Consider the following 24,419-nt stretch of genomic DNA (forward strand, 5'->3'; position numbering starts at 1 on the left):
CGAAGCAGACCCGTACGTGACTTGCCCACCCGGGCGTCTGCCGCGGCTGCTGCAATCGAAGGAGCAACCGACCGTAGTGGGCGGCCGGTTGCTCCGGCGAAGGGACAACCATGAGCACTGACCAGGCAGGAACTGCCGACGACGAGGGATTCGTCCCTCGGATCAGCGCGATCGCCGGGTCCGGCACCGCGGGTTTCGGCGGGGACGACGGGGCCGCGGTCTCCGCCCAGTTGAAGCACCCCTACGAGATGGCGGTGAGCGGGACCGGCATCCTCTACGTCTCCGACTACAGCAACCACCGCGTCCGGAGGATCACCACGGACGGGAAGATCGGCACGGTGGCCGGGACCGGTGCCGCGGGCTCGGCCGGAGACGGCGGCCCCGCCACCAGGGCCCAGTTGAACTGCCCCCGCCAGATCGCGGTGGACGGCGACGGAGCGCTCTACATCGCCGATGCCGGCGGGAACCGGGTGCGCAGGGTCGGGGCCGACGGGGTCATGGTGACGGTGGCCGGGACCGGTGTCGCGGGCTCCGCCGGTGACGGCGGCCCCGCGGCCAAGGCCCAGTTGAACAAGCCGTTCGGCGTCGCGGTGGACGGCGAAGGCGTCCTGTACGTCGCCGAGTTCGGCGGTCACCGGGTGCGGAGGGTCGGGGCCGACGGGGTCATCAGCACGGTCGTCGGGACCGGGGTCGCGGGGGCCGCCGGGGACGGCGGCCCGGCCACCCAGGCGCAGCTGAACAGCCCTTACGGCATCACGGTGGACAGCGCCGGCGTCATCCACGTCGCCGACTCGGGTCGGAACCGGGTGCGCAGGGTCGGGGCCGACGGGGTCATCACCACGGTCGTCGGGACCGGGGCCGCCGGCTCCGCCGGGGACGGCGGCCCGGCCGACAAGGCCCAGCTCAACAAGCCGTACGGCATCGCCGTGGACAGCACCGGAACGCTGTACGTCGCCGAGTACGGCGGTCACCGGGTGCGGAGGGTCGGGGCCGACGGGGTCATCAGCACGGTCGCCGGGACCGGGGCCGCCGGCTCCGCGGGCGACGGCGGCCCGGCCGCCGAGGCCCAGCTGAACTGCCCCTTCGGCCTCACCGTGGACAGCGTCGACGCCCTCTACATCGCCGATCACCTCAACCACCGCGTCCGCAAGGTGACATCGGCGTTGACGGCCGGGCTGCCGGACTCGGGGTCGGTGGTGGCCCTGGCCAACGTCCGCAGCAGGCTCCGGGCCGGTGTGCTGCGCGAGTCCACGAGGGACGGGAGCGAGATCCATCAGGCGCTTCCCTCTCCGAGGGCCCACCAGCGGTGGCGTCTGGTCGTCGCGGGCCAGGACGACGGCGAGGTCCTGTACCGGATCGAGAACCTCCGCAGCGGCAAGGTCCTGGAGGTCGTCGGGGGCGGGACGGCGGAGGGCGCGGTGGTCGCTCAGCGCACCTACGAAGGGACCGGGGCCGGCCATCAGCACTGGCGTCTCATCCCCACCGGCCCGGCCGGGGACGCCCCGCGGGTGTACGAGATCGCGAACCGGAACAGCGGCCTGCTGCTGAGCGTCGCCACGAACGCTCCGTCGGTGCTCAGGCAGTTCGGGGCCCAGGGCGACCACCGCGACCGGCAGTGGCAGTTGCTCCCGGTGTGAACACACGCGTGGTCAGGGGCGTTCTCGCCCCTGACCACGCGTCCTTCTGGTGCCTACTGGGAGCCGGACGGCTTCTCGGCGGTCGCCTTGGGCGCCTTGGGGGGCTGCTCGGCCTGGGGAGCGGCCGGGGCGTCGGGGGTCTTGAAGTCGCTCTTCTTCGGCGCCCGCAGGTCCTCGTCCTTCCGGAGGTCGCCGTTCTGCTTCACCGTCTCGCTCGACGTCTGCATCCCGGCGGCCGCCGCCGTGGAGACCGAGCCGGGATCCTGCGCGTACTGGCTCTGGGCGTTGGCGGAGTCCTGGGTGGTCCGGATGAAGGAGCCGAGGAAGCCCAGGATCGCCCGTGCCTCCGGCGCTTGTTCCTGCACGGTCTTCGCCCGGTGGGAGGCGCCGTGGATCCCACTGGTGAACAGGCTCGTGGTCGTGTCGTCGTACGTGTGCTCGTCGGCGTCCTCGAAGTCGACGTCCGCGCCCGGCGGCGGCTTGTCCCGGTCGGTGGTCACCGAGAAGAGTCCGGCGCCCTTGCCGGCGGAGCCGAAGATGTTGCTGAACACCATGGTCGTCACCTCTGGTCGTTGTGGCGGGGCCGTCCGCCGGGTCACGGAGTCTTGTACAGGTCTCGTTCGCTGTCGGTGAGGCCCTCGCCGTCGAACATCGTGTGGTGGACCTCCAGTGCCGAGACGACCTCGGCCAGCCCCTTCATCCGGAAGCCGCCGCCGGCCAGGTCGAGATCGGCGATGTCCCGGGCGACCACCGGGGCGAGCCGGGGGTAGTCCCTCGGCTGCGGGGGAGAGAGGACGGTCACCGGCACGTCGTACCGCACCGCGAGCAGCCCGGAGAAGGTCACCGGGATCTCGTAGGTGTACTGCTTGAGGGCGCGCCGCTGCGTGACGATGGTCTCCACGCGTGAGCCGGCCGGGACCTTGCCGGAGATCTGGGACTTCGAGGCCCAGCTGGTCGTCAGGGAACCGCCCACGGAAGCCGTGATGCCCAGGGCGAGCGCGGCGTTGAGGGCGGCGGTGCCGGACGCGCTGCCGGTGGTGGTGAAGTCCACCGAGCCGGCCAGCGAGGTGGACGCCGAGTTGGTCGCCCCGTTGGTCACGGCGGTGTCGACGGTGTTGGCGTTGTCCACCCCCACGCTGTCCTTGCTGTTCTTGTTGGTCACCGTGTTCGCGTTCTTGTTCGACATCTCGTTCTTGAGCTGCGTCCCCAGTTGCGTCTGCAGGTTCAGACCCAGTTTGTTCTGGAGCTGCAACTGCAGTTGGGCGCTGACGCTGCCGCCGAAGGTGAGCTTGGAGTCTCCCGAGAGCGACCAGGTGGCCCCGTTCGACACCGTGAAGTCGACCGAGTCCGTGAAGGTCATCTCGGACCCGCTGCGGTTGACGTAGGTGCGCGAGGAGAACGAGTCGGGCGGCGGCTGGGCGATGTTGCGCCGCTCCTCGATCAGCGGCTCCCCGAGGTTCATGTAGGCGAGCCAGCCCAGCCCGTACGCGGTGCCGGGGAACGAGCCGAAGCTCGACTTGTTGACGGAGAAACCGACGGGCTTGTGGCTCACCCCGTAGTCGTCGACGTAGACCAGGTTGGGGTGGTCCAGGACGGTCTGCCAGGTCTGCTCGATATGGAGTTCCCGAAGGTTCCTCTTCGTCAGCGGCCGACGCTTGGCCCGTTCCAGGTTGTACGCGTTGGAAGGCAATTTCTGTCCTCGACTGATCTGGCCGAAACCGCACTCGATGAAATGGCAAAAAAGAATCCGCACACGTTCCGGAAAGTGAAGCTAGCAGGAGCTCCGGTAGCCGAGAAGACGCCCATGGGTATCGCACTCAAACGGGTGATCCAAAATTAAGGCGGCTCTGATCACTCGATCGATGATCCCCCTGCGGCCCGCTCCGGACTTCTGACCTCGAAAGTTGATGCTTTGGGTGCATTTACTTCGATCACACTTTCGTTTGTGAAGTCAGTCTGATCGGGATTCGTGGAACGTCCGGAAAGGCCGCGTGATAAACCACTTCACTGAGCGCCAGAGGCGTTGTTCTCCATGTTCTCCACGTTCTCCACATCAAGAACAGGTGAGGTTTCCGCGATGTACACCCAAGAACGCACGGCAATGGCGAATTTGGTGGTCGGCGGCCCGGTGGCTGTGAACAGCTACGACAACGCGATCGTGGCCGCACTCGTCGAGAACCGGCCGGTCATGCTCGTCCACGCCTTCAACGGCGGTTATCTGCGTCCCGCCGAACTGAAGGCGGAGAGCCACGACAAGGGCCTCAAACTCGCCACCGCGCTCGACCCCGCCACCAAGGACGCGCAGGGCCACCTCTGGCACATCACCCCCGGCGGCTTCTTCGGGCAGCGCCCGCTGTACTACATCGAGAGCGCCGCCGGCCAGGTCGCGCCCCCGGCCCCCGGCTCGGCCGAGGCCGACGGCGGTCGCGGCGACGACGGGGCGCCGAAGCCGCAGCGCCGCCGCGTCACCGTCCACCAGGACGCCCCCCAGAGCACGGCCGACACGGTGCAGGTCGGCCTGCCCTCCAAAGTGGGCGACAAGTGGCGCGGGAAGAACGGCGCGGTCGAGGACACCCAGCTGTGGGTCGTCACCGTGACGCCCTGGGGCGGGATCACCTTCGTGCCGATCACCCACCCCGACGCCATCCTCGGGTTCAAGGACCACACGGTGGCCAAGGACAGTGAGGCGCGGCTCACCTACAACTGGGGCGGGGACTTCACCGGGACCGTCATCAACACGTTCTACCCGCGTCTGCCCCATGAGTGGGACGTCCCCTACCACCACGTCTTCACGTGATCCGCGGGCGCCGTCGCGCCACCCCCGTCCCGAACCGACGCCCCCACCGCCTGGAAGAGGCACCACCATGCCCGTGCCCGCGCACGAACTGAAGCTGGAGATCGTCAACGCCGCCACGGGGCGGACCCTCGGCGCGAGGGCCGCGCCGGGCCCGGACGGAGCCCTCGTCGTCCGCGACTTCCCCGAGGGAGGTCCGCGCCCCGAGCAGTGGTCCTTCACCCCCGCGCCGGGCGCACCGGACGATCCGGCGTACGTGATCCGCAACGCCGCCACCGGAAAAGTGCTGGACGATCCCGCGGCCGCGGACCGCGGTGTCCGGCAGGTGGACGCCGCCGCCGGCAAGAAGGGCCAGCAGTGGCGGCTGGTCCCCGTCGAGGGCGAAGCGGGCCTCTACTGCGTCGAGGGCGCCACCGACGGCACGGTCCTGGACCTCGGCGATCCCGGGAAGGACGAGACCCGCGTCGTCCTCGCCGAGTACGACGACAACGCGGAGAGCCAGCGGTGGCGTCTCGTCCCCGCCGAACCGGAACGCACCGGTGACCCCGTCCTGAACTGGGAGTCGCTGAGTCACTGGAACAGCCGTCGGTCCTGGCGGCTGACCCACGACGGGACGGCGCTGCGACCAGCGCCCGACGCGACGCCCTCCTTCAGCAATCCACTGCTGGTCCTGCACCGGTACGGAAGCGACCAGGACGCCGGCCGATGGGCGGCCGCAGGGCCCGGCCACCGTCCCGATGCGCCGTCGGGCCGGTGGGCGGGGCTCGGCGACCGGCTCCTCGCCGACACCACGGGAACGGGGCGCGTCGACATCGTCGGGCTCAAACCCGGTAAGGGGGCCGTGGCATCGGCCGGCAGGGGGGACGGGACGTTCGACGACGACGAGCGGGCCCTGCACCCACCCGCTCCCTCGGCGAACGCCAAGGATCTGTGGACCCTCGCCGACGTCACGGGGGAGAACCGTCCCAGCGCGGTCGTGCTCTGCGCCGAGGGTGTCCGGGTAACCGCCCCGGACGCGGCGGGCACGTTTCCGCCCACCGGCGGCGAGCTGGTCGTCAAGGCCTTCGGGCACGGTCCCCAGGCCGGCGGGTGGGTCGCGGACCGGCATCCCCGCTTTCTCGCCGACACCACCGGCGACGGCAGGCTCGACGTCATCGGCTGTCACGACGACGGCCTCTGGGTATCCGTCCAGGACGAGGAAGGAGTCTTCGCGCCGCTCGCCGACGAACCCGCCCTCCGGGCGTTCGGCCACAGCGAGGAAGCCGGCGGGTGGGTCGCGGACCGGCATCCCCGCTTTCTCGCCGACACCACCGGCGACGGCAGGCTCGACGTCATCGGCTGTCACGACGACGGCCTCTGGGTGTCCCTCCAGGACGAGGAAGGCGCCTTCGCCGAGCCCCTCTACGTCCTCGACGACTTCGGGGTCGACCAGGGGTGGAGCTCGGCCGCGGAACACCCCCGGTTCGTGCTCAGTACCACCGGCGGCGGGGTGCCCGACCTCGTCGGCTTCGGCCCGCAGGGCGTCGTCGTCGCCCGCGGTCGCGGTGACGGCACCTTCGAGCCCTCCCGGCTCGTCCTGAACGACTACGGACAGGCCCAGGGGTGGACGAGCACCCGGCACCACCGGCTCCTGGCCGACGTCACCGGCGACGGCACTGTGGACATCGTCGGCTTCGGCGACGAGGGCGTCTGGGTCTCGCACAACAGCGACGGCGGGTTCGGCCGGGCCCGACTGGTCTGCCGCGGCTTCGGACACCACGAGGGCGCGGGCGGCTGGCGCGTCGACCGCCACCCCCGTTTCCTCGCCGACGTCACCGGCGACGGACGCGTCGACATCGTCGGCTTCGGAGGCCCGGGCGTGCACGTGGCCCGTAACCTCTTCCGCCGCTTCACCACCCGCTGAGCCCACCGGCCCCCGGGCAGCGACCACCACCTCATCACCGCCTCGACGCACGGGGGCGGCCGGGCCCACGACCGGGGCCGGCGGGGCAGCTGCGAAAGCCGCCCGCCGGTCCCCGACCGCGAGCACGCGTCAACGCCGCTCGTGCACCCGCACCACCCGCAGAGCCGGCGAGCGGGCGATGTCCCTCTCGCAGAACCGGGACGTCACCCAGCGCTCACCCGCGTACAGCCGGGTCTGGTCGCTGTGGTGCGGTGACTTCGGGTTCTCCGACTGGGAGTACGTCAGCAGCGTCCGGGCCACCGGGCAGCGGCTGTCGTCCCAGCCGACCGCCTGGATGTAGCTGGAGCCCGAGGACACCTCCGTGTAGCCGCCCGCCGCCGCGTTCCACACCGGCTCGGTCTTGTTCCAGACGCCCAGCGACTCCGTGCCGCCGCCGATCGGGAACCGCTTGCCGTTCCGCACGACGAACTGGTGCTCGCCCAGCGGCGCGTCCAGCGCGATCCCGGCCGCCCGCAGTTCCGCCACGGCGTCCGCCAGCGCCCTGCCCAGGACGGGCGCCGATGTGTTCAGGCCGCGTGGGGTGCGCACCGGGTCGGCCGGATCGAACGGCGTCCTCCACAGCTCGGCGGCGGGCGCCGACGAGGCCCTCCGCCAGAACCGGTCGAAAAGCAGAGCGCCCCGGCTGCCGCTGTCCACGGTGCGGTCCCAGCGCCGCAGCACCCGGCACGCCTCCGACACGTCGACCGGGGTCCCGCCACTGCCCACGGCCGTGCCACCCGGCAGCGCCGCACACCACTGCGCCGTCTCGGAGGCGGCCAGATCCCCCGCGGGCGCACGGTTGGCGAACTGCTGCCGCTGAAGGTCCCTGACGCCCAGGCGGCCCCGCTCCGCCATCGCCGCGACGTCCTCGACCGCGCCGCGCGTCCGCATCGACCGCGGCGTCGCGATCGTGCCGAAGACCCGCTCGTACCCGGTGAGCGGCCGGTCCGCGTTGGTCAGCCACGCGCTGTCGTTGGAGTTCTCCACGTACGGCCGGTTCTTCAGCACCGGCATTCGGTCCGGGCCGAAGATCCCGGGCCGGACCGCGTCCGGGTCGCTGCCCAGTGCGCAGTCCGTCCTCGAACCGTCCAGCACCGCGAGGCCGGAAGCGGGGTAGGTGGCCCGGCCCAGCGGGGTCGAGCAGCGCTCCGCCAACTCGTCCGTGATCCTCGGCAGCACCTGAGACTGGGCGAAGAACGAGTGCCCCGCCCGGTCCGCCGCGATCGTGTTCACCCACGGCATGCCCTGATTCCGGTGCAGCGACCGTTCGATGTCCGTCGTGCTCCGGGCCTTGCTGAAGCCGAGGCCCGTGTCCGCCATCCGGAGATTCGTCGCGTTCGGGTCGTTCAGCGCGTACGCCGTCGTCGCCGTCCACGGCAACGGCAGCGCCGCACCCATCGACGTGACGACCGGCCCGTAGCGGGTCCACCACTGGGTGCGGGTCACATCGGCCGCGCCCTTCACCGGGACGGTCACCGTCCGCTTCGTCATCCGCTCCGGCTTCCCGTCCACCAGATAGACGGTCGGGTCGGCCGGGTCGAGCGACAACTGGTGGAGATTCAGCGTGACGCCCGTGGCGACCGTATGGCTCCACGCCACATCCGGGTTGTGCCCGATCGAGATCGTCGTCGCGCCGAGCAGCGACGCGCCCGACACGTTCAGCTCGCCGGGGATCGTCTGCTGTGTCTGCCAGAAGCGGCGTCCGCCCTGCCACGGGTAGTGCGGGTTGCCGAGCAGCAGCCCGCGCCCGTTCACCGTGGTGGATCCGTCGAACGCCACCGCGTTGGAACCCATGTCCGCGTTCTGCGACGACAGCAGCCGCTCCGCGGCAATCGCCGCCTCCTGCGGGGTGACCCCGGCCGCCGGGGGAGCGGCGGTCGGCGGACGCGCGGCCGTGATCCCGTCGATCCCGCGCCCCTGCCCGCCGAGCACCGCCAGCGCGTACCCGCGTGCCGCCACGTCCAGCGCCGTCACCGGGCGCACCCAGGACGCGCCCCGGCACGCCGGGTCGGTGATCCGGTTCTGCGCGATCCACGCGTTGTACCCGGCGGCGAACCCGCGCATCGTCTCCTTGACGTCCCGGCTCGGACCGGCCGGCGCGGGCTCCTTGAGGAGCTTCTCCACCGTGCCGCTGTCCCGGACGCCCCGGAAGTACAGGTCGCTGGAGAGGTTTGTCGCTGCCGAGGAGAGGGAGTGGTCCGTGGCGGCGTCCGGGCCGAAGAACCTCGACCGCTCCCCGCGCACGGTGAGGAAGCCGTCCGCCAGTGTGCACACCTGGTCGGCCGCCTGCGCCCAGCCGGTGCCGAACCCCAGCCGCGCGTAGTCCTTCGCCACGATGTGTGGAATGCCGTACTCCGTGTACCGGATGACGGCCGAGAGGCCGCCCCCGGACGGGTGCCGCGTCTCCGGGGCCCCGGACGCGGCGGCCGGCGGCAGCGACGCCGATACGGTGAACAGGGCGAGACCGGCGACCCCGAGAAGTCTCAGACGGTTGCGTAACGACAAGGTGTTCCTCCCAGCGGTGCGGGTGGCACGGCGGACGGTCCGGACCCTCCGGACAGCCACGCGACACTCAGCCAGGGAGCCGCGGGAGCTGTCAACCGTCTGGTCGGTATCCAGCCTCTTGACCCCCGGGGGCCGGGCCGCACAGGATCACGCCATGACAGGTGTACGCAGCAGCACAGTCGACGGTGTCCTCACCCGCAGCGCCCGGCGCACCCCCGACCGGACCGCCGTGCGGTACGCCGGCCGGGCCTGGACCTACCGCTCCCTGGACGCCGCCGTCTCCACGGCCGCCGCCGTCCTCGCCGAGGAGCACGGGCTCGCCCCCGGCGACCGGGTGGCCGCCTACGCGCACAACTCCGACGCCTATCTGATCGGCTTCCTCGCCTGCGCGCGGGCCGGGTTCGTGCACGTACCGGTCAACCAGAACCTCACCGGCGACGACCTGTCCTACCTCCTCGACCAGTCCGGCTCCTCCCTCGTCCTGACCGATCCTGACCTCGCCGCGCGGCTCCCCGCAGGGCTCCCGGTGCGCGAGCTGCGGGACGCCCCCGGCTCGCTGCTCGACGCCCTGGAGACGGACCGGGTCTTCACACCGCGGCGCCCGCCGGCCTCCGACGACCTGGTGCAACTGCTGTACACCTCCGGCACCACCGCGCTGCCCAAGGGCGCGATGATGACGCACGGGGCCCTGGTCCACGAGTACGTCAGCGCGATCACCGCGCTCGGCCTCTCCGCGAACGATCGGCCCGTGCACTCCCTGCCGCTCTACCACTCGGCGCAGATGCACGTGTTCCTGCTGCCGTATCTGGCGGTCGGCGCGGAGAACACCATCCTGGACGCCCCGGACGCCGCCACGATCTTCGACCTCGTGGAAGCGGGTGCCGCCGACAGCCTGTTCGCCCCGCCCACGGTCTGGATCGGCCTCGCCAACCACCCGGAGTTCGCCGCCCGTGACCTCACCGGTCTGCGCAAGGCGTTCTACGGGGCCTCGATCATGCCCGTGCCCGTCCTGGAGCGGCTGCGCGAACACCTCCCGCGCCTGGCCTTCTTCAACTGCTTCGGCCAGAGCGAGATCGGCCCGCTGGCCACCGTGCTGGGACCGGACGAACACGAGGGCCGGATGGACTCCTGCGGCCGGCCGGTCCTCTTCGTGGAGGCCCGCGTCGTCGACGAGAAGGGCGAGGACGTCCCCGACGGCACCGCCGGAGAGGTCGTCTACCGCTCGCCCCAACTGTGCTCCGGCTACTGGGACAAGCCCGAGGAGACGGCGGCGGCCTTCCGCGACGGCTGGTTCCACTCCGGCGACCTGGCGGTCCGCGATGCCGAGGGCTTCCTCACCGTCGTCGACCGGGTCAAGGACGTCATCAACTCCGGCGGCGTCCTGGTCGCCTCCCGCCAGGTCGAGGACGCCCTCTACACCCACCCCGCCGTCGCCGAGACCGCCGTCGTCGGCCTGCCGGACGACCGCTGGATCGAGGCCGTCACCGCCGTCGTCGTCCTGCGCGGCGAGGCGGACGAGGGCGAACTCATCGCGCACGCCCGCCAGAAGCTCCCCGCCTTCAAGGCGCCCAAGCGGGTCGTGTTCGTGGAGGCGCTCCCGCGCAACGCCAGTGGAAAGATCCTCAAGCGGCGACTGCGGGACGAATTGTCCTGAAACCCGCTACAGGCGTCCCGCCTCCACGATCCGCCGCAGGAACCGCTGGGTGCGCTCCTCGCGGGGCGTACCGAACACCTCCTCGGGCGTGCCGCGTTCCAGCACCACCCCGGCGTCCAGGAAGCACACCTGGTCGGCGACCTCGCGCGCGAACGCCATCTCGTGGGTGGCGATGACCATCGTCATGCCGTCCTGCTTCACCTCCCGTACGAGACCCAGCACCTCGCCCACCAGCTCCGGGTCCAGCGCCGCAGTGATCTCGTCCAGGAGCAGCAGCCGGGGGCGTACGGCCAGCGCCCGCACGATCGCCGCCCGCTGCTGCTGGCCGCCGCTGAGCCGGTCCGGGTACTCGTCGGCCTTCGCCCCGAGCCCCAGCCGCTCCAGCAGCTCCCGGGCCTCCGCCTCGGCGCGGGGCCGGGGCAGCCCGTGGACCCGGCGCGGGGCCAGGGTGATGTTCTGCAGGACGGTCAGATGCGGGAAGAGGTTGTACGCCTGGAACACCACGCCGATCCCGCGGCGCACCGCGTCCGCGTCGGCCCGCGGGTCGGTGATCTCCTCGCCCTCCAGCCAGATCGCCCCGTCGTCGATCTCCTCCAGGAGGTTGGCGCAGCGCAGCAGGGTCGACTTCCCCGACCCGGAAGCGCCGATCAGGGCGGTCACCGTGTGCGGGGCGACCTCCAGGTCGACGTCCCGCAGCACCGTCGACGCCCCGAACGACTTGCGGACCGCCTCCATCCGCAGTACGGGAGCCGTTCCCGCCGCCTCGCTCATACCAGCCCTCCCTGCGCCCGCCGCCGGTCCATCCGGGCCGTCACCCAGTCGGTGAGCCGGGTCATCGGGATGGTCAGCGCCACGAAGACCAGACCCGCGACCACGTACGGCGTGTAGTTGAAGTCCTTGCTGGCGATGATCTGCGCCGCGTACACGGCGTCCACCGCCCCGGCGATCGAGACGAGCCCGGTGTCCTTCTGGAGCGACACCAGGTCGTTCAGCAGTGGCGGCACCACCCGCCGCACCGCCTGCGGCAGCACCACGAAGCGCAGCGCCTGCCCGCCGCTCAGCCCCAGCGAACGCGCCGCCGCCCGCTGCGAGGGGTGCACGGACTCGATGCCCGCCCGGAAGACCTCCGCGACGTACGCCGAGTACGTCAGCACCAGCGCGCCGCCGCCCAGCAGCACCGGATCGGTGGTCACCCCCTCCAGCCGCAGGGCGGGCACCCCGAACACCACGATCAGCAGGCAGATGATGAGCGGCAGCCCCCGGAAGAAGTCCGTGTACGCGGTGGCCAGCGCGCGGACCGGGAAGAACACCGGACCGCGCAGGGTCCGTGCCACCGCCAGCAGCAGACCGAGCACCAGCACGGCCGCCCCGCACACGGCCAGCAGCCGCAGGTTCAGCCACAGCCCCTCCATGACCTGCGGGAAGGCGACGCGCGCGTAAGGGGCGCTGAAGAACGTCTCCCGGGTACGGGTCCAGCCCGGCGAGTTCGTGATCAGCAGGAACAGCGCCGCCCCGACCACCAGCGTGCTGGTCGCCGCGATCGCGGTGGCCCGCCGGGTGCGGGCCCGCCGGTAGCGCTCGCGGGCGATCCGGCGCTCGGAGGGGACGTAGGCGTCCTCGGCGGCCGGGGCCTTGTGCAGCGTCACTTGAGCACCGGCGCGTCGACGGCGTCGGAGAGCCACTCCTTCTCCAGGCCGGCCAGTGTGCCGTCCTTCCGCAGGGCGTCCACCGCCCCGCTCACGCAGGGGGTCAGCGCGCTCTCCCGGTCCAGGACCAGACCGAACTGCTCGGGTTCGCCGGGGGATGCGGCGAACTGCCCCACCACCTCCGCCTCCGGCACCTCGGCCCCGGTGATGTAGAAGGCGGTCGGCAGGTCCACCACGATGGCGTCCACCTGACCGGTCTTCAGCGCCGACTTGGCGAAGTCGTTGCGCTGGTAGACGGCGGGCTTCTCCTTTGGCTTCACCAGGTCCGTGATGAAGTCGAGGCTGGTGGTTCCCACCTGCGCGCCGAGCTTCACATCCTTGAGGTCGGCGACGCTTTTCGCCTTCGCGGCCTTCGACGACTTCAGCGCGACGACGGCCTGGCGCACGTCGTAGTAGCCGGAGGAGAAGGCGACGGCCTTCTTCCGCTCCTCGCTGATGGAGACCTGGTTGACGGCGAAGTCGAACTTCTTCGCGCCGGGCGCGAACGCGCTGTTGAACGGGGTGTGCTGCCACACCACCGCGTCGCGGTCGTAACCGAGCTCCTTCGCCACGGCGTACGCCACCGCCGACTCGAAGCCCTTCCCGTTGGACGGCTCGTCGTCGGCGAACCAGGGGGCGTACGCCGGTTTGTCGGTGCCGACGGTGAGCTTTCCGGGTACCTGGGTGGCGAGCTCGCCGGGGGCGCAGGACGCCGTCGCGCCGGGCGCGTCCGACGCCCCCTTCTCCGCCGGCCGCGGGGCACAGCCTGCCAGGGCGGCGCAGAGGACGGCGGAGCTCAGAGCGGTGATGACCAGGGGCCGGTGGGCGAGATGCATAGCGGGAGACTCGCAGGGTGCGGCCCCTCGTGTCGAGACGTTTCGGCAGCTGTCCGCATCCTGGGAACGGGTGTTGCGGTGGTGTGAACAGCACCGTCCAGCACCGCTGTTCACCCCGTGCCGGACTCCTTCTCCCGCAGGTCGACGATCCGCCGGATCTTGCCCACCGAGCGTTCCAGCGACTCCGGATCCACGATCTCGACGCTCACCGACACCCCGACACCGTCCTTCACCCCCGCGGCGATGGCCCGCGCCGCCTTCTCCCGTTCGTCGCTCGTCGCGTCCGGCCGTGCCTCCGCGAAGACCGTCAGCGCGTCCAGCCGCCCGTGCCGGGTCAGCCGCAGCTGGAAGTGCGGGGCGACGGCCTCGGTGCGCAGCACGATCTCCTCGATCTGGGTGGGGAAGAGGTTCACCCCCCGCAGGATCACCATGTCGTCGCTGCGCCCGGTGACCTTCTCCATCCGGCGGAACGTCCGCGCGGTCCCCGGGAGCAGGCGCGTCAGGTCCCGGGTCCGGTAGCGGATCACCGGCATCGCCTCCTTGGTCAGCGAGGTGAAGACCAGCTCCCCCTCCTCGCCGTCCGGCAGCACCTCACCGGTGAACGGGTCCACGACCTCCGGATAGAAGTGGTCCTCCCAGATGTGCAGTCCGTCCTTCGTCTCCACGCACTCCTGCGCGACCCCCGGGCCCATCACCTCGGAGAGCCCGTATATGTCGACCGCGTCGATGGCGAACCGGTCCTCGATCTCCCGTCGCATCGCCTCGGTCCACGGCTCCGCGCCGAAGATCCCGACCTTCAGGGACGTCGAACGCGGATCGACGCCCTGCCGCTCGAACTCGTCCAGCAGCGTCAGCATGTACGACGGCGTGATCATGATGATCTCGGGCCGGAAGTCCTGGATCAGCCTGACCTGGCGCGCGGTCATGCCCCCGGACGCCGGGATCACCGTGCAGCCGAGCCGCTCCGCCCCGTAGTGCGCGCCGAGCCCGCCCGTGAACAGTCCGTATCCGTACGCCACATGAACCTTGTGGCCGGGCCGTCCGCCCGCGGCCCGGATCGACCGGGCCACCACGTCCGCCCAGGCGTCCAGGTCCCGTTCGGTGTACCCGACGACCGTCGGACGCCCCGTCGTGCCGCTGGAGGCGTGGATCCTGCGCACCTCGTGCTCCGGCACGGCGAACATCCCGAACGGGTAGTTGTCCCGCAGATCCGCCTTCACGGTGAACGGGAACCGGGCCAGATCGGCGAGCGACAGGCAGTCCTCGGGCCGCAGCCCCGCACGGTCGAAGGCGCTCCGGTAGAAGGGGACGTTGTCGTACGCGTGGCGCAGCGTGGACCGGAGCCGCTCCCGTTGCAGGGCCTCCAGTTCCCCACGGCCGAGCCGTTCCGCCGCGTCCAGCATGGCCGCCATCAGGGCCCTTCCCTCCGAAACAGGCGGCCGGAACGTGACGAACAGGCCGCAAGGGGGCGACCGATCATTCGGTCGATCTTCCTGGGAGCAGTAATTCAGCCGGCCGGGGGTGCTGGCAAGAGGTACGCGGAGTTCGCGGCGGATCAGCCCGCGGCGAAGTCCGGTGCGCCCGCTCGCGGCTTCCTGTTTGGATGGGGAGCATGCCGATCTTCTCCGCGCACGACACGACCCCGCTCGCCTGTCACCTGGTGGGGGAGGGGGAGCCGCTGATCTGCCTGCCGGGCGGGCCGATGCGGGCGAGCGTGTATCTCGGCGACCTCGGAGGGCTCGCCGCCCGGCGGCGGCTCGTTCTCCTGGACCTCCGCGGCACCGGCGCATCCGGTGTGCCCGAGGACCCGTCGACGTACCGCTGCGACCGCCTCGTGGACGACGTGGAGGCCCTGCGCGAACACCTGGGGCTCGACCGGATCGACCTACTGGCGCACTCCGCCGGGGCCGACCTGGCCCTGCTGTACGCGGCCCGCCACCCGGACCGGCTGCGCACCCTGACCCTTGTCACGCCCAGCACCCGGGCCGTGGGCATCGAGATCAGCGACCAGGACCTGCGCGAGGCCGCCGAGCTGCGGCGCGAGGAGCCCTGGTACCCCGAGGCGAGGGCCGCCCAGGAGGCGCTGCTCGCCGGCGGACCGTTCGCCGAGCTGTGGCCCGCCGTCCGGCCCCTCACCTACGGCCGCTGGGACGGGCCGGCCCGGGCCCACGCCGAGGCCTCCGCCGGGCAGACCAACGCGCACGCGCGCGGCCACTACGCCGCGGAAGGGGCCTTCGACCCCGTCGCCACCGCCGAGGCCCTGCGCGCCCTGACCGTGCCGGTCCTCGTCCTCGCCGGGGAGTACGACGGCCACCCGAGCCCGGACCGCGCCACGGAGCTCGCCGCGATCCTGCCGGGCGCCGAGTTCGCCGTCCAGTCGGGCGCCGGGCACTTCCCGTGGCTGGACGACCCGGGAGCCTTCGCCCGTACGGTGGAGGCCTTCCTCGACCCCGACATCCGTACGGTCCGGGCCGGCGGGGTCCGGCTGGCGTACCGGGTGTGGGGCGAGGAGGCATCCCCGGCCGTCGTCCTCCTGCACGGGCGGGCGGGCTCCAGCGAGACCTGGACCCGTATCGCGCGGGACCTGGCCGCCGACCACCGCGTGTACGCCCCCGACTTCCGGGGCCACGGGCTCAGCGACTGGCCCGGTCGCTACTCCTTCGAGATGTTCCGCGACGACCTGCACGCCTTCCTGGAGGCCCGCAACCTGGCCGGCGCCACCGTCGTCGGGCACTCCATGGGCGGGGTGGCCGCCTACCTCCTGGCCCAGCGGGAACCAGGCCTGATCGGACGGCTGGTCATCGAGGACGCACCGCCGCTCCACCCCCTCGACCCGCCCCGGGCGCCCTCCGTCCGCCCGGAGGGCGCGCTCGACTTCGACTGGCCCGTCGTCCCCGACACCGACGCCCAGCTGAACGACCCCGACCCGACCGTCCGGGGCCGGTTCCCGGAGATCACCGCGCCCACCCTCGTCATCGGCGGCGGCCCCACCAGCCATATCGACCAGGGGCACCTCGCCCAACTCGTCAGGGAGATACCGGACGCCGAACTGGTCACCATCGACGCCGGCCACCTCATCCACACGGACCGGCCGCAGGAGTTCCTCGCGGCGATCCGGTCGTTCGGGCTCGCCTGACCCGGTCCTGCCCGGCCAAGTCAGCCGGATACGGAGGTTGTTGAGCGGCTCCTGATGAATGATTCTGAGAAGCGCGGCGGTATCGGGAAGAGGCCGCGCGGAACGACAGAAGGGACGGCGCGTGCTGACCGAAGCGGAGTTCCGGACCGACGCCCTTCAGCCGGGCGACCGGTTCGCCGGCTGGCAGCAGTACATGAACAACACGATCGCCCCCATGGAGATCACCAGCTCCCACGCCGACGACTTCTGGGCCGACCACCGGCTCCTGCGCATCGAGGACACCCTCCTGTGGCCCGCCCGCCTGCACGCGTCCTGCTTCCGGCGGACACCCCGGCTGATCCGGCAGTCCGACCCCGGCCTGCTCCACATGACGCTGGTGCTGCCCGGCAGCGGGGCCATGCACGTCGAACAGGGCAGGGTGCGCAGCGCCGTCGAGGCGCACGACCTGTACTTCCTCGACACGTCGAGACCCAGCGGCGTCTGGACCGACGGCCAGCCGATCGTGGGCGTGGGCGTGGACATACCCCGGTCCCTGCTGCCCCTGCCGATGGACACCTGCCTGGACGAGGTGCTGGGCCGGCGCCTGTCCGGCCGCCACGGCTTCGGTGCGCTGCTCACCCAGTTCGTCACCCACCTGGTGGACCGGGCGGAGGAGTACGGTCCGGCCGACGTGGCCCGGCTGCACCGGGTCCTGCTCGACCTGGCGGCCGGAGCGCTCGCCGGTGAACTCGACCGGGAGACCGCCCTGCCGCCGGAGGCGCGCACCGGCAACCTCGTCCTGGCCATCCGCTCGTTCATCGGCAGCAACTTCCACGACCCCGGGCTCACCCCGGGGACCGTCGCCGCCGCGCACTACATCTCCACCCGGCAACTGCACCGGCTGTTCCACCGGGAGGGCACCACGGTCGCCGCCCTCATCCGCAGCCGCCGCCTCGAACGGGCCCGCCTGGACCTCGCCGACCCCCGCCTCGTCGACACCCCGGTGCAGACGATCGCCGCGCGCTGCGGCTTCGGTGCGCCCGCCCACTTCAGCCGGGTGTTCAGAGCCGCCCAGGGCATGTCCCCCCGCGACTACCGCGAGGCGAGGCTCCGCGAGCGAACCGATCCGGCGCGCTGAGCGGCCGGGGGCACGGGCACGCGCGGGACCGTGCCGCGGGGTGACGGTTTCCGGTCCTGAACCGGACGCTCCTCGTCCCGCGGTGCGGACGCGTCACCACCGAGGGGGCGTCACCAGGTGGTCTGGCCGGCCGGGTCCCCGCTGGGGCTGTCCTGGAGGGAGAGCCGGACGCGGACGCGCTTGCCGACGGGCTCCCGGCGGATCTCGAAGCTCTGGCAGACCATCAGCACCAGCTCCAGCCCGTGCCGGCCCACCCTGGTCGGATCGGCGGGCGAGGCCGAGGGAAGGACGGAGCCGGAGTCCCACATGGTGATGCCCAGCGCAGTGCCGTCGGTCTCGAGGTCCAGCAGGCACGGGCCCGGCGCGTACTTGCACACGTTCGTGGCGAGCTCGCTCACCACCAGCTGCGCCACGTCCACCGCCCGCTGGGACATGGACTCCCCGTACAGGGTCTGAGCCCGGGCGAGGAAGTCCCGCACGAACTCGCGGGCGTTCGCGACCTCACCCGAGGTCATCTCGTATGCGGCACCGTCCTGCATGGTGCTCGTGCCGGCCGCCTCGCGACGCTCCTGCTCGGTCCTGCCGTACGTCATCGACTGCTCCATGAAGCGGGCCCCCGTCCACATCCGCTCGCGATCGTTGCGAGCGGGACTCCTCCCGCATACCCGCCGCCGCTCGTTTCAGACAGGACCCGGGGAGAACGATGGAGGAAGCCTCCCGGAACCGGATGGAACCGGCCCCTTTCGGGCACCTGGAGGCACGCGGGTGGAAAGTCCACCGCGGGAGCGGGGCGAGCCCCGGCGCGTGTGACACTCCCGAGAGGGCTTCGCGCCCGTCCCGGCCGGTCGACGGCGGCCGTCGCTCCGATGGATCCAAACGCGAGAAAGCAGGTTCGGTACCGGTGGACAGACCCAGACCCAGCGCGGTGGAGCGCTCGCTGCGCTCGGCCGCGCCCCACGAGATCTTCGACGTGCTGCGGTCCCTGATCGAGGACCGTCATCACGCCCGGGAGGTGGATCTCCTGCTGGTCGACTACGCCATGACGAGGCTGCAGCCCGTCGGGGTGCTGCCGCACACACGGCCTCCGGTCCCGGTGCACGACAGCGCTCCCGGGCGCGCGTTCGGCGCCCAGGAGCCGCACTGCGTGCACGACCGCTCGGCGTCCACGGTGACCGTGCACCTGCCGGTCAGCGTCCGGGGCGACCGCCTGGGCGTCCTGAGCGTCACGTTGCCGGGGGAGGGGGGCGACGAGCCGGCGGCGGACGTGCTGGAGGATCTGCGGGAGTGCGCCGACGCGCTGGCGCACGAGGTGGTCGTCGCGGAACGGGACACCGACCTCTTCCTTCAGGCGCGGCGGGCCGAGCGGCTGACCCTGGCCGCCGAGATGCAGTGGCAGCTGCTGCCCGGGCGTTCCTGCGCCCGCCCGGAGTACAGCCTGGGGGCCCAGCTGGAGCCCGCCTACGCCATCTTCGGTGACAGCTTCGACTGGTCGGCCTCGGCCGATGACCTGTACGTCACCGTCAGTAACGGTATGGGGGAGGGGATCGACGCCGCGCTGCTGACGAACCTCGCCGTCAACGCGCTGCGCAACGCCCGCCGCGCCGGTCTCGACCTGTGCGACCAGGCGTATCTGGCCGACCAGGCGGTGTACGGGCAGCACAGGGGGAGCCAGTACCTGTCGACGCTGCTTTTCCGCTTCCACCTCCCGACCGGGAACGTGGAGATCATCGACGCCGGATCCCCGCGGGTCTGGCGGGTGCGCCAGGGGGTCGTCGAGCCGATCGAGCTGGAGGCGCAGATGCCGCTGGGCATGTTCGAGGACACCGCCTACGTCCCGCAGCACTTCCGGGTCGAACCCGGGGACCGGCTCCTCTTCATCAGCGACGGCGTCTACGACGCCCTGTCTCCCGGGGGCGAGAAGTACAGCCTGCGCGCACTGGCCGCGTCGATCAACAGCACCCGACTCCTGCCCGCCCCGCAGGTGCCCAGAGTGATGTTGCAGGAACTGCTGGGCCACCGCGGGTCCGGCCCGGCGGCGGACGACTCCCTGGTGATGTGCCTGGACTGGTACGGCCGGACGGGCCGTGACCGCCAGAGCCTCCCGTGACGGGTGCGTGGTCCTCGCGTGAAGAATCTGCGACGTTCTCCGCGAGAGGCCCGCTCGGGGAGGGGAGGCCGGTTGTCAGGCGGTGGCGCCATGAGAGATTGTTGCCTTCAGGCAATCGTCTAGTTGATGAGGTGAGGGATCCGTACAGCGGGTCCTCGACATTTGGTACCCACTGAAGCGCAGACAGTCGCAGACACGGGGCCTGACCTCCCCTGGGATGGGACCCCGAATCCCGTCCTGATCGCCGACGCCGAGGGCGCTGTCGTGCGGTGCAACGAAGCGACGGGCCTTCTGCTGCCCGCCGCGGCCCCGGGGACACCCCTGGTCGCCGTGGCCCCGGACTGGCTCTGTGCCGCGCACACCGCCCTGACCCGCCCCGGGCCGCACGCCGTCCCGGACACCGAGGGTCCGCTGCACGGCGTGATCGGCGGCCGCCGCGTCGCGGCGTACCCGAGCGTGCGGACGGACGGCTCCGTGGCGTGGTGGCTGGTGGACGACACCGACCACCAGCTCGTGAGGGAAGCCCTGCGGGTGGAGCGGGAGCGGACCGCCTTCCTCGCCAAGGCGTCCAACGTGCTGCTCTCCTCCCTCAATCTGGGGCGCTGCATGGACGTGACCGCACAGCTGGCCGCCGAGAGCCTCGCGGACGCGGCGCTGGCGATCGCGCCGCCTCGTGGGCACCGGCTGCCGGTGGTGACCTGCCTGCGTGGCGGCTCCCCGGCCCTGTCCACCCAGGAGGGGGTCGACCCCGACGACGTGCCGGGGCTGGGAGAGGCGCTGCGCGGATTCCCGCCGGTGCCCTCGCGGTGGATCGACCCCGCCACGGCGCCCGCGTGGATGGTGCCCCCGGGGTTCGGGCCGGTCGGCTCGATAGTGATCACACCGCTGCCCGGGCACGGTGTGGCGGCCGGGGCGCTGATCCTGCTGCGCAGGACGGAGAACGCCGCCTTCACCGACGAGGAGGAGGTCTTCGCCCGGCTGTTCGCCGCCCGCGCCGGGGCGGCGATGTCGGCCGCACGCCTCTACGCGGAACAGACCGCGATCACCGACGTGCTCATGCGGGAGCTCCTGCCGCCGACCCTGCACCACATCTCCGGAGTGGACTTCGCCGGCCGGTACCGCCCCTCGGCGGACCACGAGCGGGTCGGCGGGGACTTCTACGACGTCCACCCCGCCGCGGTCGAGGGCGAGGCCTCGCTCGTCTCGCTCGGGGACGTGTGCGGCAAAGGCCTGGAGGCCGCCGTGCTGACGGGCAAGATCCGCAACACGCTGCATGCCCTCCTGCCCCTGGCCGACGACCACCGGCGGATGCTCAGCCTGCTGAACACCGCGCTGCTCAACTCCCACCACACCCGGTTCGCGACCCTGGTCCTGGCCTCCGCGGTACGCCGCGGCAACATGGTGGACCTCAAACTGACCAGCGGCGGCCACCCCAGCCCGCTGATCATCCGCTCGGACGGAACCGTCGAGGAGGCCGACACCAACGGCACCCTGATCGGGGCCCTCCCGGACATCACGGCCACCACTGCCGAGGCATCCCTCGCCCCCGGGGAGTCCTGCGTCCTCTACACCGACGGCATCACCGAGGCCAAGGGCGGGCCCATGGGCGACGCCCTGTTCGGCGAGGGCCGCCTCAAACGCGCCCTCACCGAGTGCGCGGGCATGCCGGCCGAGGGGATCGCGGAGCATGTGCAGATGCTGGCCGCCCAGTGGCTCGGCAACCGCTCCCACGACGACATGGCCGTCGTCGTGATCTCCGCGCCCCGCACCCACCATCTCAGTGCGGTGAACGGGCGCACCCGGGGCAGGTTCACCGCGTGAACACCAGCACGCAGCCGCCTCCTTCCCGCTCCGAACACGCCGTACGGTCGGCGGATCTGTTGTGGGGGGCCGTCTCGGTCTCGGACGAGGGCGCCGCGACCGAACTGGTCCTGGGTCTGCTCGACGAAGGGACCGATCCGGAGAGCGTCCTGCTGGACGTGATCGCCCGGGTGCAGGCCAGGGTCGGTGAGGAATGGGCGGCGGCACGGATGACGGTCGCCCAGGAGCACGCCGCGACCGCCATCAACGACCGCGCCGTCGCCGCCGTCAGCGTGCACTCCGCCGCCCGCGTCACGGCCACCCGGGGCCGGATCACGGTGGCCTGTGTGGACGGCGAGTGGCACGGGCTGCCCGCCCGTCTGCTGGCCGAAGTCCTGAAACTGCGGGGCTGGCAGGTCGACTACCTCGGCGCCCAGGTCCCCACCCGGCACCTCATCGCCCACCTCCACGGCACCCGGGCCGACGCGGTCGCCCTCTCCAGCTCGATCGCCACGAGGCTGCCCACCGCGCACGCGGCCATCACCGCCTGCCAGGCCATCGGCGTCCCCGTCCTCGTCGGAGGCGCCGCCTTCGGGCCCGAGGGCGTCTACGCGAAGACGCTGGGCGCCGACGCCTGGGCCCCCGACGCCCGGACCGCTGCCGACCACCTGGCCCGGGGGCGGCTGCCGCGGCCGGAGCCCGACCACCAGCAGTTCGACGACCTGCCGCACCTGGCCGACCAGGAGTACACCATGGTCGACCGCAACAGCGACTCGCTCGTCCGGAGCGTCTACACCGAGCTGGAGGACGCCTTCCCCGGGATGCGTTCCTACGACGACCTCCAGCGCGAGCGCACCGCGGAGGATCTCGCGCACATCGTGGAGTTCCTCGCCACCGCGCTCTACCTCGACGACGAAGAACTCTTCACCGGGTTCATCACCTGGACCGCGCAGATCCTGGTGGCCCGCGGCGTCCCCGACCGCAGTCTGCCCCCGACCCTGGACCTGCTGGCCCGCGAGCTCAAGGATTTCCCCCGGGCCGTCCGTATCCTCCGGGCCGGGACGCGCTCCATCACCACCGCCCCTTTCACCGCCGCCAGGAACATCGCATGACCACACACCCCCAGCACCTGCGTCTGACCACGGTCGATACGGAGGGCAGCATCCGCATAGGCCTCCAGGGAGACCTCGACTACGACAGTGCCGACCACCTGCTGAACGAGGTCACCGCCCACCTCGCGGCCCGGCCCGCCCTGACGGATCTGCACCTGCACTGCGCGGAGCTGGACACCGTCGACTCCACCGGCCTGTCCGCCCTGCTGATGATCAGCCGCCGCACCTCCGGCGCCGGGGTCCGGCTGCACCTGGACGCCCGGCCCGAAAGGCTGGACCGCCTCCTCCATCTCACCGGTACGCTTGACCACTTCACGGCCCTGGTTCCGGGCGGTGCGGTGAGGAGTCCGGCGACGGAGGAGAGCGTCGCGGCGACGCGTCCCAACGGGCCGGACGGCACCACCTGAGCCACTTCCCGGTCGTTCACCGGGCAGACGCACACACCGACGGGCAACCATGACCGCACCAGACGCAGCCGCTGGCGGAATCCGGCGGGAGGCCACCGAATCCGCGAGCTTCATCGTCGAACTCCTCGACGTGATGTGGGATCACGCCAAGAACTCCACGGCGGGCATGACCGCGCCCGGCTCCACCTCCCAACTGCGTCTGATGTACGTCGTCGACCGCGAGGACGGCATACGGATGCGCACCGTCTGCGAACGCCTTGCCTCCGCGCCTCCGACCGTGACCCGCATGTGCGACCGCCTGCAGGCCCTCGGCTTCCTGGAACGCCTGCCCAGCCCCGAGAGCGGCCGCGAGATCACGCTGCGCCTCACCCCCACGGGCCGCAGGCACCTGCAACGCATTCGCGAGCAACGCGACACCATGCTTCACCAGGCCATCGACGACATGGCGCCCACCGAACGCCGTGCCCTGGCCCTCGGGCTCGCGGGGCTGCACTCCCAGCTCGACAGCGTCCACGGGAAGCGACGTCACCCGCCCGGCAGACACTCCGCGGCCTGAACCGGTGCACGCCGCACCGGCGCCACGAGCCCGCTCCGGGGGCCCAGCGGCCCGGCCCGGCGGGAGAGCCGGGCCGCACGCCCCGAGGGCCGGCGCGTGCGCCCGTTTCGCGCGCACGGCCGGCCCGGCGGGGTCAGTTCGGGGCGAGCATGTTCTTCCGGAGTTGCGTGAGCAGACGGTTCAGGAGCCGGGAGACGTGCATCTGGGAGATCCCGAGCCGTTCGCCGATCTGGGCCTGGGTCAATTCCTGCCCGAAGCGCATGGCGACGATCTCACGGTCCCGGTCGCCGAGTCCTTCGAGGAGCGGGGCGAGGGCGTGGAGGTTCTCGACGAGCTCGATGGCGGGGTCGAGGTCGCCCTTGATGTCTCCGTAGGTGATGGTCTCGGCGCTGTTCTGCTCGGTGCCGATGGGCAGGTCGAGGGAGCCGGCGGTGTAGCCGTTGGACGCGATGAGACCCTCGACGACCTCCTCGTCGGTGAGGCCCAGGTGCGCGGCCAGTTCGCCGACGGTGGGGTCCCGGTCGAGCCGGCCGGCGAGTTCCTCCTTCGCCTTGGCCAGCGTCACCCGGAGTTCCTGGAGCCGACGGGGTACGTGGACGGCCCAGGTGGAGTCGCGGAAGAACCGCTTGATCTCGCCGACGATGTAGGGGATCGCGAAGGAGGTGAACTCGACCTCGCGGCTGAGTTCGAAGCGGTCGATCGCCTTGATCAGCCCGATCGTGCCGACCTGGACTATGTCCTCCATCTCGCCGCTGCCGCGGTTGCGGAACCGCTTCGCGGCGAAGTGCACCAGCGAGAGGTTCATCTCGATCAAGGTGTTCCGCGCGTACTGGTACGCGTGCGTGCCCTCCTCCAGAACCTGCAACCGCTCGAAGAACAGGGCGCTCAGGGCCCGTGCGTCCTTCGGCGCGACCTTCTGCGGATCATCGATCTGCGGCAGTTCCGGAGCATGGGCGGCATCGGCAGCGGTCGGCTGGGAAACCAGAATCTCCGTGGGTGTCGACATGATGCTGTCCTCTCCGTAAAAAGCCGTCAGCCCCCGTGCACGGGCGCGTCTACCCTGGCGTCGGCCCACCACACGTGGGGGAATCAGGCTTTGATCCCGGAGGGGGAACAAGCGGGCCCGAGGAC

The 24,419-nt window shown here is 71.6% G+C and carries 20 protein-coding genes; 11 read left to right on the top strand and 9 right to left on the bottom strand.

From position 1 onward, the window contains the following. Positions 1–110 precede the first annotated feature (110 nt). Positions 111–1,637: an NHL domain-containing protein gene (locus tag DTB53_RS25315; protein ID WP_012382228.1), complete on the top strand. Its 1,527-nt coding sequence runs from the start codon at positions 111–113 to the stop codon at positions 1,635–1,637. Between the two features lie 53 nt (positions 1,638–1,690). On the opposite strand, the gene DTB53_RS25320 is transcribed toward DTB53_RS25315, so the two are convergent. Further along, positions 1,691–2,191 (bottom strand): hypothetical protein, encoded by a 501-nt coding sequence (locus tag DTB53_RS25320; RefSeq protein ID WP_003971127.1) that lies wholly within the window; start codon positions 2,189–2,191, stop codon positions 1,691–1,693. 41 nt (positions 2,192–2,232) lie between these two features. Then, a complete protein-coding gene (locus DTB53_RS25325) occupies positions 2,233–3,327 on the bottom strand; it encodes a hypothetical protein (RefSeq protein WP_042497814.1) in 1,095 nt (364 codons plus the stop codon). A gap of 387 nt (positions 3,328–3,714) precedes the next feature. On the opposite strand from DTB53_RS25325, the gene DTB53_RS25330 reads away from it, so the two are divergent. Both DTB53_RS25330 and DTB53_RS25335 read left to right on the top strand, forming a co-directional pair. After that, on the top strand, positions 3,715–4,434 hold the full coding sequence (locus DTB53_RS25330; protein ID WP_012382231.1) for a hypothetical protein: 720 nt from the start codon (positions 3,715–3,717) through the stop codon (positions 4,432–4,434). A 67-nt stretch (positions 4,435–4,501) separates the two neighbouring features. Then, a complete protein-coding gene (locus DTB53_RS25335) occupies positions 4,502–6,334 on the top strand; it encodes an RICIN domain-containing protein (protein ID WP_012382232.1) in 1,833 nt (610 codons plus the stop codon). A 129-nt stretch (positions 6,335–6,463) separates the two neighbouring features. On the opposite strand, the gene DTB53_RS25340 is transcribed toward DTB53_RS25335, so the two are convergent. Then, positions 6,464–8,878, bottom strand: a complete 2,415-nt coding sequence (locus DTB53_RS25340) for an acylase (protein ID WP_012382233.1) — start codon at positions 8,876–8,878, stop codon at positions 6,464–6,466. A gap of 154 nt (positions 8,879–9,032) precedes the next feature. On the opposite strand from DTB53_RS25340, the gene DTB53_RS25345 reads away from it, so the two are divergent. Then, on the top strand, positions 9,033–10,532 hold the full coding sequence (locus DTB53_RS25345; RefSeq protein WP_012382234.1) for an acyl-CoA synthetase: 1,500 nt from the start codon (positions 9,033–9,035) through the stop codon (positions 10,530–10,532). Positions 10,533–10,538: 6 nt separating this feature from the next. Here DTB53_RS25345 and DTB53_RS25350 read toward each other — a convergent pair whose 3' ends face one another. The 4 genes from DTB53_RS25350 to paaK form a co-directional block, all read right to left on the bottom strand. Beyond that, positions 10,539–11,303, bottom strand: coding sequence for an amino acid ABC transporter ATP-binding protein (locus tag DTB53_RS25350; protein ID WP_003971133.1), 765 nt, complete (start codon positions 11,301–11,303; stop codon positions 10,539–10,541). Next, complete coding sequence (locus tag DTB53_RS25355) at positions 11,300–12,178, bottom strand: amino acid ABC transporter permease (protein ID WP_003971134.1); 879 nt, start codon at positions 12,176–12,178, stop codon at positions 11,300–11,302. Before DTB53_RS25355 ends, DTB53_RS25350 begins: the two co-directional genes overlap by 4 nt. Further along, a complete protein-coding gene (locus DTB53_RS25360; RefSeq protein WP_012382235.1) occupies positions 12,175–13,053 on the bottom strand; it encodes an ABC transporter substrate-binding protein in 879 nt (292 codons plus the stop codon). Before DTB53_RS25360 ends, DTB53_RS25355 begins: the two co-directional genes overlap by 4 nt. A gap of 110 nt (positions 13,054–13,163) precedes the next feature. Further along, positions 13,164–14,465 (bottom strand): phenylacetate--CoA ligase PaaK, encoded by a 1,302-nt coding sequence (gene paaK, locus DTB53_RS25365; RefSeq protein ID WP_012382236.1) that lies wholly within the window; start codon positions 14,463–14,465, stop codon positions 13,164–13,166. Between the two features lie 200 nt (positions 14,466–14,665). On the opposite strand from paaK, the gene DTB53_RS25370 reads away from it, so the two are divergent. Both DTB53_RS25370 and DTB53_RS25375 read left to right on the top strand, forming a co-directional pair. Then, complete coding sequence (locus tag DTB53_RS25370) at positions 14,666–16,189, top strand: alpha/beta fold hydrolase (protein WP_042497819.1); 1,524 nt, start codon at positions 14,666–14,668, stop codon at positions 16,187–16,189. Positions 16,190–16,310: 121 nt separating this feature from the next. Further along, entirely contained in the window at positions 16,311–17,306 is a 996-nt protein-coding gene (locus tag DTB53_RS25375) for an AraC family transcriptional regulator (protein WP_042497822.1), read from the top strand. Positions 17,307–17,416: 110 nt separating this feature from the next. On the opposite strand, the gene DTB53_RS25380 is transcribed toward DTB53_RS25375, so the two are convergent. After that, positions 17,417–17,899 (bottom strand): ATP-binding protein, encoded by a 483-nt coding sequence (locus tag DTB53_RS25380; RefSeq protein WP_003971139.1) that lies wholly within the window; start codon positions 17,897–17,899, stop codon positions 17,417–17,419. 308 nt (positions 17,900–18,207) lie between these two features. Between DTB53_RS25380 and DTB53_RS25385 the strand changes: the two genes are divergently transcribed. The 5 genes from DTB53_RS25385 (at position 18,208) to DTB53_RS25405 (ending at position 23,288) form a co-directional block, all read left to right on the top strand. Then, a complete protein-coding gene (locus DTB53_RS25385) occupies positions 18,208–19,413 on the top strand; it encodes a PP2C family protein-serine/threonine phosphatase (protein ID WP_012382240.1) in 1,206 nt (401 codons plus the stop codon). Positions 19,414–19,677: 264 nt separating this feature from the next. Further along, positions 19,678–21,234: a PP2C family protein-serine/threonine phosphatase gene (locus DTB53_RS25390; RefSeq protein WP_012382241.1), complete on the top strand. Its 1,557-nt coding sequence runs from the start codon at positions 19,678–19,680 to the stop codon at positions 21,232–21,234. Then, the gene (locus DTB53_RS25395; protein ID WP_012382242.1) at positions 21,231–22,325 is read left to right on the top strand and encodes a cobalamin B12-binding domain-containing protein; all 1,095 of its coding nucleotides are present in this window, start codon (positions 21,231–21,233) and stop codon (positions 22,323–22,325) included. Before DTB53_RS25390 ends, DTB53_RS25395 begins: the two co-directional genes overlap by 4 nt. Further along, positions 22,322–22,732, top strand: coding sequence for an STAS domain-containing protein (locus DTB53_RS25400; protein WP_012382243.1), 411 nt, complete (start codon positions 22,322–22,324; stop codon positions 22,730–22,732). The genes DTB53_RS25395 and DTB53_RS25400 overlap by 4 nt, the downstream gene beginning before the upstream one ends. A gap of 49 nt (positions 22,733–22,781) precedes the next feature. Next, positions 22,782–23,288 (top strand): MarR family winged helix-turn-helix transcriptional regulator, encoded by a 507-nt coding sequence (locus DTB53_RS25405; RefSeq protein WP_012382244.1) that lies wholly within the window; start codon positions 22,782–22,784, stop codon positions 23,286–23,288. A 133-nt stretch (positions 23,289–23,421) separates the two neighbouring features. On the opposite strand, the gene DTB53_RS25410 is transcribed toward DTB53_RS25405, so the two are convergent. Then, positions 23,422–24,294, bottom strand: a complete 873-nt coding sequence (locus DTB53_RS25410) for an RNA polymerase sigma factor SigF (protein ID WP_012382245.1) — start codon at positions 24,292–24,294, stop codon at positions 23,422–23,424. Between the last annotated feature and the right edge of the window lie 125 nt (positions 24,295–24,419).

The sequence above is a fragment of the Streptomyces griseus genome, assembly GCF_900460065.1.
Classification (GTDB): Bacteria; Actinomycetota; Actinomycetes; order Streptomycetales; family Streptomycetaceae; genus Streptomyces; species Streptomyces griseus.